We start from the raw sequence: 11,905 nt of genomic DNA on the forward strand, positions 1-11,905 counted from the left end.
AACGATGAAAAACATCGTTACATGGCGTAAGCAGCACGGATACGCGGGGGGATGCTCGTGCAACGATGAAAAACATCGTTGCACTTTAAGAGAAGCGCGCGGAGCGTGTGGTAACGATGAAAAACATCGTTACATGGCGTAAGCAGCACGGATACGCGGGGGGATGCTCGTGCAACGATGAAAAACATCGTTGCACTTTAAGAGAAGCGCGCGGAGCGTGTGGTAACGATGAAAAACATCGTTACACGACGTAAGCAGCACGGATACTTACGGCTTACAAGCGGTATTGAACCGAGCTTTAAGCGTTCTTCAAGCAGTACTGGAAATCCCGTTCCATCTATGTTCGCAGAATAATCGAGCACTAATGCGGATTTCCCAGGAACGGGTAGCGTTCTTGAAGCGTTCTCTCAGGCCCAAAGCCCTCCAGATGAGAAATGGAGGATTCTGGGCCTTTATCTCTCTCCGCATAATGAAATAATGGAGGGTTTTGGGCCTTTATCTCCTTCCGCATAGTGAAATAATTGAGGTAGGTGAAAAAGGTGAGATCGGATGAAGATGTAAGAAATGTGATCTACAAGGAAATGTGTGAATTGAGAGGAAGATGATCACGAGATAAGATAAGTCCAGAGTTCAGCAAAACGATTCATTGTTATCGAGATCAAATATTGAAAATCAAATTTCAAGGAAGGTGAGAGAAATAGAGAAGCTACTCAATACTTCAGTATCTGGGAAACTCAATAGGAGACAGGCATTTGATCGCATGCGTTTCCGGCAAAATGTTCCCATTATGCTTATGTTTTTACCGGCGTTAGCCTTTTTCCTTATCTTTCGCTATGCACCTATCGGGGGTCTTGTTATTGCCTTTAAAGACTACAATTTTGCGGATGGCGTGTTCGGAAGTCCCTGGGCAGGCTTCAAAAACTTTGAGATTCTGTTCTCGCAACCTCAAATGCTGCGAATTATCCGCAACACGATTATTCTGAGCTTTCTACAAATTGTTGTCGGGTTTCCCTTCCCCATTATCTTAGCCATCCTTTTGAACGAAGCTAGGAAATTGTGGTTTAAAAAGCTGGTGCAAACCCTTGTTTATTTACCTCATTTTCTTAACTGGGTCATCTTAGGCGGCATTATTGCCCTCGTATTTGCCCAGGAAAAAGGGGTTCTGAATCATTTTGTTACCCAATGGTCAGAAACGCCTTATCCCTTTTTGTACAAAGAGAACAGTTGGATAGCCATATTTGTGGGCAGTGGGATATGGAAGGAAGCAGGTTGGAACGCCATCATTTATTTGGCAGCTCTTGCTGCGGTTGACCCGGCGCTGTATGAAGCAGCTAGCATGGATGGTGCAGGCAAGTTAAGGCAAATTTGGAGTATTACCCTGCCAGCTATATTACCGACCATCGCGATCATGTTTGTTCTATCGGTTGGTCATTTCATGGAGGTCAGCTTCGACCAAATTTATGTGATGCAGAATTCGGCGGTATCCGCTGTCTCAGATGTTATCTCAACCTGGAATTTTCGGGTGGGGATTAATGGTGGCCAGTTTAGTCTAGCTACGGCAATGGGCTTTTTCGAGTCGATGGTCGCCTTAGTGCTCGTCATTGCAGCCAATGTGATAGCCAAACGAACAGGCAATAGTCTTTGGTAGAAGGGAGTGTATTCTCATAAAAGCTTCGGTTACTGAAAAATTTTTCTATGTACTAAATTATGTGCTTCTTGGAATTATCGCTGTCAGCTGCTTACTCCCACTGTTGCATATGTTTGCTCTGTCGCTCAGTACGAATGATGCCATTGTATCCGGATTTGTCAGCTTGTGGCCGATTGGATGGAATTTCGAGACGTATCATCAGCTTTTTACAGGCACGCGGATTTTACAAGCGGCTCGTAATAGCATCGAGGTGACACTAGTTGGAACGGTTCTCAGCATGTTATTCACCATTTTAGGGGCATACCCCTTATCAAGGAAATTTATGTACGGTCGAAAATTTTTCACAATGCTTATTGTATTTACCATGGTTTTCAATGGAGGGCTAATTCCCACCTATCTGGTCATTAAATCACTCGGATTGGTAAATACCTATGGCGCACTTTGGCTGCCTGGACTAATAAGCGTGTATAACATGTTGGTCATGCGTTCCTTCTTTAACGGGTTTCCAGAGGAAATTGAAGAAGCTGCCCGCATCGATGGCTGTGGAGAGATCAGACTGATGCTTCAGATGATTCTACCGCTTTCATTGCCCGTGCTCGCCGCACTAACACTTTTCTATGGTGTTGGCTACTGGAACTCCTTTTTCAGTGTCATGATTTACATCAACGATTCCAGTAAGAATACGCTCGCCGTACTTATTCAGCAAATGATTTCTAGCCAGCAGCTGTTGCAGGAAATCGCCAACACTTCTTCGGAGGATCTCACATCCGTTACACCGGAATCGATTAAGGCGGCAGGGGTATTTGTCATGATTGTCCCCATGCTTATCCTGTATCCCTTTCTGCAAAAGTACTTCGTTAAGGGCRTAATGATTGGCTCTGTTAAAGGATAGTTCGAACATGTGGATCTCTGACAAGTCTGCTCTTCCTAAAAGAAGAATGCTTGTATACAATATGAAACAGGAGGGTTATTATATGAATAAAAAAGCGCTAGTTATCTCCACAGTTGCGTTGACGCTTACGGCAACTTCACTGGTCGGCTGCTCCGATGGTAAGACGGGAGTAGTTCAAACCTCATCTTCACCTACATCAGCATCTGCGCGTGCCATGAACCTCTCGATGTCGTTTTATGATCGGGGAACGATTGCTCCAGACCTCGGAACAGCCGAAAACAATATCTGGACCAAATTTATCCAGGAGAAAACCGGCGTAAATTTAAAGATTTCACCCATACCGCGAGCAGAATCCGTTAACAAGCTGAATACACTTGTCGCGTCGGGGTCAGCGCCGGATGTTATTTTAGAATACGATGTGGGATTCCGTAATCAGCTGTATTTACAGAAGCAGATTATGCCAATCGGAGATTTGATCGATAAACATAGCACAACTTACAAGCAACTCTTAAATAAATTTCCGCTACTCAAAAAGCTGAGCACGAGGGATGACGGTAAGATTTATGACTTTGGCCGCATTCTTGGTTATGTGCCGTACAGCTATACCGTAATTAGGCAGGATTGGCTGGATAAGATGAAGTTAACCGCGCCAAAGACGGCGGATGAATTATTGCAAGTTGCGAAAGCGTTTGCAACGCAAGATCCAGATGGTAATGGCAAGAAGGATACCTACGGCATGAATTTGGCCGGTGGCGGCAGCTTAATTGATCCAATGTTCCAAAATGTAACCTGGATTATCAAAGACGGCAAGTGGGTTAAGGATTGGGATCGCGCAGAGGCTGCTAACGCATTCCGCAAGAAGCTATTTGATGAAGGCATCGTTGATAAAGATTTTCTGACTGATAAGAATGGCAAGAAAGCTGAACAGGACTTTGTTACAGGCAAGATTGGTATCTATACAGGTGCAGGCTCGTACAAAGTTTTCACCTCTCTATATGAAACATTGCGTAAAAATGTTCCGGATGCCAAGCTTGTGGCCATCGCTCTTCCATCCAGCCAGTATGGCAGCTTTTCACCTGATTTCAATCCACCGGTGCAATTGACAGGTGTTTTGAACGCCAAAACGAAAGATCCTGAAGCTGCAATCAAAGTGATTGATTATTTGAGCTCACCGGAGTGGGTCAAAACAACTTATAGTGGCATTGAAGGCACACATTACAAGCTTGACAATGGCAAAGAGGTTCCGATTAATGCGGATAAAAATAAGAAAGAGCTGGACTGGTTGGGAGACTTCCGCATGTTAGGCGGCCAATATGTGTATAACGAGTTTGATACGACGATGAAGGGTTTTGATCAAAGCAATCCACTTCAGAAGGAGTTTTACGATCTCGGTAAAGATATTTTCAGCCTGAATATTTCGAAGGACCGTCCGTTAGCCAGTATCATGCTTGGTGGTTTCATGCCCACGCTTCCTGCTGACATGCAGTTCATCTCCAAGAACTTGCTTGATTCTGCCAGTAACCCAATTGGGGATCTATGGAATAAAGCAATTGTCAGCGGAGCCTCGTATTCTTCGGCGCAAGCGAAGCAGGATGCGATCAAGATTTGGGAGAAATCGGATGGGAATAAGCTGGAAGCCTGGTATCAAGATTGGTACACGAAGAATAAGGACACGATGGTGACTCAGAACGATTTATTTTCCATGAATTTTAACTAAAAGAGTATGGAGAATGCTGTCGGCAGATTTCTGCCGGCAGCCTTGTACGTACCGTCCCTATTAGACGGTTTCGCCTTTTCATTCCGAAGCCCGAGGAGAACATGCCAATGTTAAAGAAACACTCTTGGTTTTACCGTTTGGTTACAACCTATTTGCCAATTGTCTATTTGCTTGTTTTCGTCCTGTTTTTTGTCTTCTTCATGACGATGAATAAGCAGTCCCAAACGCAAACTGTGAGTGCAAATGAAGCATTTACGCGCTATACCATGCTTCAGCTTAACTCGATTCTCGGCAACATCGATCAGAATGTGAATGCGGCAACCGTTAATAATAGAGAGTTTAATCAGTACATGTTTCAACTTTACGAGTCGGATGCCAATCCGTATTTACTGCGCAATAAGGTTGCGGAACTCTTCAGGCAAGTTCAGGCTGGTTTTCCGTTCATTCAATCTATTTATTTTTACCGCAACATAGATAAGACGGTACTCGGTACGGAGATGTATCTGCCACTTGCCGATTTTGGTGATAGTAATTTCGTACAGGAGCAGTTGAAGCAGCCACTTCCTAGCATTTGGACGAATGTAAGAAGCTATAAAGTACTTCCTTCTCAGCCCTATGACATTGAAGTTGTTTCTCTCGTTAAAAAAGTCCCATTCCTAACAGAGCCGAGTGGTATCCTCATTGTGAATATCGATATATCGAGTCTTGCCTCTTGGCTGCAAAGCATTTCTGTAAACTCAATTAGTTCAATTACACTAGTAGATCAGGCAGGACAATTAATCGGGCAAAGCAAAGTAAAAGCCAATAAGGATATCCTTAACTTGAAGTTTGAAGAGACGGGTTGGACGTTTAACAGCGGTATCAAAGAATCGTATCATTATGGGATTTTCTCAGAGCTCTACTACAGTTGGATCATTATCGGAGTTGTTATGGTTCTGATTGCCTCAGCCCTAATTATTTATTTGTCCAAACGATATGCGAGACCAATCGATGCGAGTATAAGCCGAATTACCGACTATTTGAACGATCAGGTGCTGCTGAAATTTGTACTGTCGAATGTGTTCAAAGAAACGGCTGAGCAGTATGGGATAGGGATTTGGAGTGAATGGATATCCGTTGATAAAATGAGCATACTCTTTGGCGCTGACGGCGAACTCTCAATGGCTGATATTAGTACGATTTGTGAGAGTATGCGGTCGTGGGTAGAATCCAATCTTGCCTTCACAGTAACGATCGGAGTAGGGAGAAAGACGGAGCGTTCAGAGGATATCGGTGAATCCTATGAGCAGGCTGATAAGGCGGTACAATACCGCTCCGCATTTGGAAATAACCGAGTGATTCACTATGAGGTCATAACTCGGCAGACGGAGACCGAGCTGTTTGATATTTTGCAATTGATCCGTACAATTGTCCAGTTATATAAGAGTGGAAACGATGAATGGTATAACCAGTTCGATTTTCTTTTCAAAGCGATCAATCGCGAATTGTATACCCGGGACGAATTAAAGAACCTGCTTTACTATATGACCTTTACTTTTACACGTGAATTATCCGAATTTCCGAGTGAGTATACCGAGTCCTGGCGGGTGGAGGCACTTATTCCTATTTCCCAAGCAATTGACCGTTTCGAAATGATGGAAGATATCAAGAAGATACTTGTGGAGCGGCTCAGCACCGTCGCTGAGATATGGAAGCAGCTGCGTGAAACGAAAAATCACAGGCTGTTGATTCACGATGTGAAAGCCTATATTGATACTCATTACGCCAATGCAGACCTGTCCCTGCAACTGCTTGCAGAGCAATTCTCATTAAGTAAAAATTACGTCAGCCGCTTATTTAAAGAAGAAACCGGTGAAAACTTTATCGATTATTTAACGTCGCTGCGCATCTATCATTCGAAGCAGCTATTGGAAGACACGGATACTTCGATACAGGATATCGCCGGACTGGTTGGTTATGAGCATTATTTCTCGTTTAACCGGGCATTTAAGAAACTGACGGGTTTCCCACCGAGTGATTTCCGGAAGAAACGCTTCATTGAAAAAACACTATAACTCAGTGAACTCGGTGTGTATGTCATTTTTCAAGAGGAGATGGTTCAGTTGTCAAAAAAGTGGCAGGCAAGTTGGTTGACGGATCGTTCTTTTATGGATTTGCCAAAATCTAATTTCCACCATAAAGAACTTGATGAATTCGTAGTAGAATCACATCCATTGGATTTACAACATCACCATTGGTATGCAAGAACCGTGTTTGTGCTGGATGAGAAAAGCGTGGATGAGAAGGAGATCTGGCTTCATCTGACGGCAGATGACTATTACAAGCTGTATATCAATGGCGAGTTCGTTGGGCAGGGTCCTGCTCAAAGTGACGCGAACCATTACTATTTCAATCGTATAGATCTTCGTTCACGTTTAAAAGTAGGGGGAAATGTCATTGCCGTTCATGTCTACTATCAGGGGTTGTTGAATCGCGCTTATAACAGCGCCGACTACCGGCAAGGTCTGCTGGCAGAACTGTGGGCTGGCGAGAATTTGCTGGTTAAAACAGATCGTACGTGGAAAGCGAAGCGGGTACACGATAATCAGCGCGGTGTGACTTTCGGCTACGACACGCAATTCACTGAGCATTTGGACGCAAGGCAATCAGAGATAGGGTGGACAGAAGTCGGCTACGACGATTCGGATTGGCAGCAAGCAGAAACGACGGAAAATATCGATTATACCTTTTTTCTGCAGCCAACTCCGCTAGTTGACGTCTATGCAAAGGAGCCATCGCATGTCCGTCAGCTAGCACCTGGTCATTATTTAATCGATTTCGGCGGGGAACTGACGGGTCAATTCGCCATGATGGCACATGGAAARGCGGGAGAAGAAGTGCAAATATGGTCCGGAGAAGAGCTGATGCCGGGGGATCAGGCGGTACGCTACGAAATGCGCTGCAATTGCCTTTACTATGATCAGTGGACATTATCCGGTGGCAGCGATTTCTTCCAAACGTTTGATTACAAGGCATTCCGCTATGTGGAGGTGCAAGGACCGGAGGAATCACTGAGCCCTGCATCCTTCCATGCTATGGTAAGACATTACCCATTGGATGAACAAAGCTGTTTACTTAATAGCTCGGATGAACGGATGAATCAGATTTTCCATATTTGCAAAAACGGAGTCCGATATGGCGCTCAAGAAAATTATGTGGACTGTCCTAGCCGAGAGAAGGGTCAATATCTGGGTGACAATACGATCATTGGTCATTCGCATATGCTGCTGAGCGGCGATTTACGGCTGTATCGCAAGGCTATTGAGCAATTCGGACGCAGTTCTTCTGTCTGTGGAGGGCTAATGGCTGTTGTACCGGGACATTTCATGCAGGAAATAGCTGATTTCTCTTTGCAGTGGCCTATGCAAGTAATGACGTATTTCAATTACAGTGGAGATATGGCCTTCCTTCAAGAGATGTACCCGTATGCGGAAGGGTTGCTGCAACATTTTGAGAAATTTGAGCGTGAAGATGGCTTGCTGCAGGGTGTTACGGACAAATGGAATCTTGTCGATTGGCCGCAAGGGTTACGCGATAATTATGATTTTGAACTAACCAAGCCTATAGGTCCTGGCTGCCATAATGTGCTTAATGCACTATACATCGGGTGCGTGCGTACCGTAAACGAGATGCGGGATTTGCTGGGTGTTGACTATGAGAATCGTTTGCCCAAATTAAAGCAAAGCTTCATAGAGGTTTTCTATGATGAGGAGAAAGCCTTATTTAAGGATTCGGAGACTAGTAAGCATCATGCCCTGCATGCCAATGTGCTCCCTTTACTATATGGCATCGCTCCTGAGAAATCCGTCGTCGCTATCGTCGACATGATTCGGACCAAACGATTCGCATGCGGCGTTTATTTCTCCTACTTCGTTATGAAGGCACTTGCGGAGGTGGGGGAGTATGAATTGATCTATGATTTGCTTTCATCAGATGATGAGCATTCTTGGGGGAACATGCTGAAAGAAGGAGCAACTACCTGCTTCGAGGCGTGGGGTAAGGAACAGAAATGGAACACCAGCCTATGCCACCCTTGGGCAAGCGGACCCGTTCCTGTGCTGATTGAAGATATTATCGGCCTAAAGCCTGCTAAGCCGGGTTGGCAAGAAATCGCTTTTTGCCCACAACTTCCGGCGAGTTGGACGTCGTTTTCGCTGCAGTTACGTGTTCCAACCGGCAAGATTGAGCTCAGTTACAACGACGGGGTGTGGACCGAAAGCTTCCCGCCGAATATTACTGTCATTAGGGCGGAGTAAGCGGGCAGACTGGATGGACTGGGCAGACAGGATAAACCGGGTGAACCGGGTAAACAGGGAAAACAGGATAAACCGGAAAGAGCGGGCAGACTGGACAGACCTGACAGACCTGACAGACCGGACAAACCTGTCATTGCGGGCAAAAGTAGAGGGGGGCTAGGCTTTTGGTTAATCATACCAATGACCGCTTTCTAGAAAGCGATGCATTTCCTTTTTATGCGGCCCCCTACGAACTTGCGGGAGGACGGTACGTAGCTCCGCATAGCCATGAATTCGTTGAATTTGTCTACATCGTCGAAGGTGGCGGCTTACATACCTATAAAGGAATTGAACACAGGCTTCACACAGGGGATGCGTTCGTCATTGAACCCGGTACGGAACACTCGTACAGAGTGGGGGAGAGTGAACAGCTTCTTGTCTATAATGTCTTGTTTCATTCGTCCTTGATTTTCCACGAGTTGGAAAGGCTGCAGGAAGACTCCTCATTTTTCGATTTTTATTATGTCGTTCCTTTTATGCGTCAAACGGTCAAAGATCAACCCTCGCTGTGGCTGTCTCCAGTCGAGCAGAGTGAATTGAAGTCACTGCTCGACGAAATTGTTCGGGAGTTTACAGTAAAAGACCATGGTTACCGATCGATGATCCGATCCAAGCTGGTGGAATGTTTCGTTTTTCTAAGCCGCTGCAACCGAAAGAACAACGAAAACGTAAGGCTTGCCAGCACATCAGAAAAGCAGGCGATGGAACAAATCGCCCGCTTCATTGAATGTCATCTGGAAAAGCAGCTTAAGCTGGCCGAGGTTAGCCGTCTGTGCGGGATGAGTGTCTCCACCTTCAAGGCCAAGTTTAAAGCGAATACAGGTCGGACGTTTCTGGAATACCGCAATGACATGCGAATTATGGCCGCCAAACGACTGTTGGTACAGACAGAGTTCAAAATGATCGATATTGCCCAGGAGGTCGGCTTTGAGGACGTTAGCTTATTCAATCGTACGTTCCGACAGTGGATCGGCATGTCTCCCCGCCAGTATCGGAAGGATCATCTTTGAGCAGGTGCTTTGGCAAGCAGCGGGAACATAGGCCCGCGCAGCGGTTCTTCTGGCGTACATGGCTGCCCATCCGAAACCATGTGAGGTTTCCCGTTATAAGTAGTTCCGTCCGGCATATAGATGATTGCGTATGCGCGTCTAGGTTTATCGGTTTTATTCGCATGAGCATAATGAAAAGTAAGGCCGTCATGAAAAGTGCAACTGCCCGCTTTCAAAGGTACCATTACAGGCTTCCGCTCAGCCAACTCGGTCTCCTGAACAAAGTCGAAAATATTAACGGGATCATGCAACGAGATGTTCGTTAATTTCCCGACCTTATGAGATTTCGGTACGAACATCATACAGCCGTTATTCTCATCCACATCATCGAGCGCAATCCAGATGCTCATGCAGCCGTCCTCATTCATCGGCCACTTCGGAGAGTCTTGATGCCATGGCGTGGCATTCGTGTCACCAGGCATTTTCCATAACGCATGGTCGTGGAAAAAACGAATTCCTTTCGCACCTGTCAAACGTAAGGCAATTTCCGCAAATCGGGGGTGAAAGGCGAAAGTCGCCATGCCGCCGTGATCTCTCCAGGTGTTCACCTTCTGATTAAGTACTCTGGCATATGCGGCGTTGTCTTTCCCCGTTTTCACCGATAAGCCTTCCTTCGCACTCATCGACTCCTCCATATATTCGCGTAATGCAGCAAGCTCATCCCCATCCAGCAAATCATTGACTTGAACGAATCCGTTTTCTCGATAAAAATCAATTTGATCCTGAGAGATCCAACGGTCTGTCGGGTGTTGGCCGAATAGCTGTTCATTCATGGCGATCGTCCTTTCCATATTGGTTTGGTTTGGCGTTCACTTTTAAGATAAGTATAAAAGCAATTCTCGGTAAGAACTAGGAGGATTCGCCGATGATTCAGGCAGATTAGCTGAGGGTAGGCTATAAAAAAGCGGCAGTCTAGGACTTTGTTCAAGTCATAAACTGCCGCTATCTTTTTATAAGGCCCTAGTCTTGTAGGGGCTCTTTGGCTTGTTGCTGTTTAAGTGAAGCCTTCTTCGTAACTAACTGCTTGGAGAGATCAGCTTGAATACGGTTAATGTTTTTGATTTCTTCGTTTAACTTATTTATGCGTGTCATTTTGCTGCTCAAATCGCTGTGCGATTGACTTAACTTCATATCTCTTTGCAGTTGATTAATTTTAGATTGAGCTTTTTCTTTCTTTTTCTTCTCGTTTATGCTTTTGCTTTCTATGGCAGCAATTTCTTGCTGTAACTGATTAGTAATCGCTTTTGTGAAATTAATGGACATTCAAACACCCCATACTCGTTTAGTATTGCTGAGACATCATTCTACTATAAAAAACTCGGTTAAGCGAGGAGGGGAAGCAGGTTTATGAATAAAGCGATGGTGCCACCGATTCAGGAGGCTCATTGATGAGGCACGAGCTGACCTCGAAAGACTAATTGATGCAAGTTGTTATTGCGTACATGCACTTCTAGGCACAAACCCACATACACTAATACTAATCTTTAAAGCGGAGGCTTCCGAAACAACTARGATCCGCTAACAATGAGGGGGTGGCTGGAATGCCTGGAATTTTCAGTGCAATTGCTGTTTTAATCAAGCAGTTAACATTACTTGTATCCTACGTCAAAAATAACGCGTTTCCACAACCTTTAACGGAAGAAGAAGAAGAAAAGCATCTTAGATTGATGGCCGAAGGCAATGATTATTCTAGAAATAAATTGATTGAACACAATTTACGGTTAGTTGCCCATATAGTAAAAAAATTCGACAATACCGGTGAAGATCTAGAGGATTTGATCTCGATCGGAACGATCGGATTAATTAAGGCAATCGAGTCTTTCTCACCTAATAAGGGTACGAAGCTTGCGACTTTTGCGGCTCGCTGTATCGAGAATGAGATTTTGATGCATCTTCGCTCGCTGAAGAAAACACGCAAGGATGTGTCCTTGCATGATCCCATCGGAACGGACAAAGAGGGGAATGAAATTACTTTGATTGATATCCTCGGCACGGAAGCCGACGATGTCGTGGATAAAGTGCAGCTCAAAATAGAGAAGAGCAAGATTTATCGGAACTTAGAGATTTTGGATGACCGTGAGAAGGAAGTCGTTGTTGGGCGATTCGGCTTGGAGCTTGGCGGGGAAGAGCGAACGCAGCGGGAGATTGCGAAGGAGCTGGGCATTAGCCGCAGCTATGTATCACGGATTGAGAAGCGGGCGCTGATGAAGCTGTACCATGAATTTTATAAAGCAAAGCGGTAGGTCAGTCGAGCGTGTCTAATGA

9 protein-coding genes are annotated in these 11,905 nt (G+C 45.1%); 7 read left to right on the forward strand and 2 right to left on the reverse strand.

Annotated elements, in window-relative coordinates; all coding sequences use genetic code 11:
• Window positions 1-787 precede the first annotated feature (787 nt).
• The 6 genes from AC1DUA_RS17370 (at window position 788) to AC1DUA_RS17395 (ending at window position 9,601) form a co-directional block, all read left to right on the forward strand.
• Complete coding sequence (locus tag AC1DUA_RS17370; RefSeq protein WP_477500965.1) at window positions 788-1,648, forward strand: ABC transporter permease; 861 nt, start codon at window positions 788-790, stop codon at window positions 1,646-1,648.
• Between the two features lie 16 nt (window positions 1,649-1,664).
• Window positions 1,665-2,540 carry a carbohydrate ABC transporter permease gene (locus tag AC1DUA_RS17375; RefSeq protein WP_477500972.1) on the forward strand — a complete coding sequence of 292 codons (876 nt, stop codon included), beginning with the start codon at window positions 1,665-1,667 and terminating at the stop codon, window positions 2,538-2,540.
• A gap of 82 nt (window positions 2,541-2,622) precedes the next feature.
• Window positions 2,623-4,257 carry an extracellular solute-binding protein gene (locus tag AC1DUA_RS17380; protein WP_477500966.1) on the forward strand — a complete coding sequence of 545 codons (1,635 nt, stop codon included), beginning with the start codon at window positions 2,623-2,625 and terminating at the stop codon, window positions 4,255-4,257.
• 107 nt (window positions 4,258-4,364) lie between these two features.
• Entirely contained in the window at window positions 4,365-6,311 is a 1,947-nt protein-coding gene (locus tag AC1DUA_RS17385) for a helix-turn-helix domain-containing protein (protein ID WP_477500967.1), read from the forward strand.
• Between the two features lie 48 nt (window positions 6,312-6,359).
• Window positions 6,360-8,552, forward strand: coding sequence for a family 78 glycoside hydrolase catalytic domain (locus AC1DUA_RS17390; RefSeq protein ID WP_477500968.1), 2,193 nt, complete (start codon window positions 6,360-6,362; stop codon window positions 8,550-8,552).
• 164 nt (window positions 8,553-8,716) lie between these two features.
• On the forward strand, window positions 8,717-9,601 hold the full coding sequence (locus tag AC1DUA_RS17395; RefSeq protein ID WP_477500969.1) for an AraC family transcriptional regulator: 885 nt from the start codon (window positions 8,717-8,719) through the stop codon (window positions 9,599-9,601).
• Here AC1DUA_RS17395 and AC1DUA_RS17400 read toward each other — a convergent pair.
• Together AC1DUA_RS17400 and AC1DUA_RS17405 are read right to left on the reverse strand one after the other, a co-directional pair.
• Window positions 9,592-10,413, reverse strand: a complete 822-nt coding sequence (locus tag AC1DUA_RS17400) for a phytanoyl-CoA dioxygenase family protein (RefSeq protein WP_477500970.1) — start codon at window positions 10,411-10,413, stop codon at window positions 9,592-9,594. The genes AC1DUA_RS17395 and AC1DUA_RS17400 overlap by 10 nt on opposite strands.
• A gap of 187 nt (window positions 10,414-10,600) precedes the next feature.
• Complete coding sequence (locus tag AC1DUA_RS17405; RefSeq protein ID WP_477500971.1) at window positions 10,601-10,903, reverse strand: hypothetical protein; 303 nt, start codon at window positions 10,901-10,903, stop codon at window positions 10,601-10,603.
• 278 nt (window positions 10,904-11,181) lie between these two features.
• On the opposite strand from AC1DUA_RS17405, the gene sigK reads away from it, so the two are divergent.
• A complete protein-coding gene (gene sigK, locus AC1DUA_RS17410) occupies window positions 11,182-11,883 on the forward strand; it encodes an RNA polymerase sporulation sigma factor SigK (RefSeq protein ID WP_127452517.1) in 702 nt (233 codons plus the stop codon).
• The last annotated feature ends 22 nt before the right edge of the window (window positions 11,884-11,905 follow it).

This window comes from Paenibacillus sp. 01T422, from assembly GCF_056398785.1.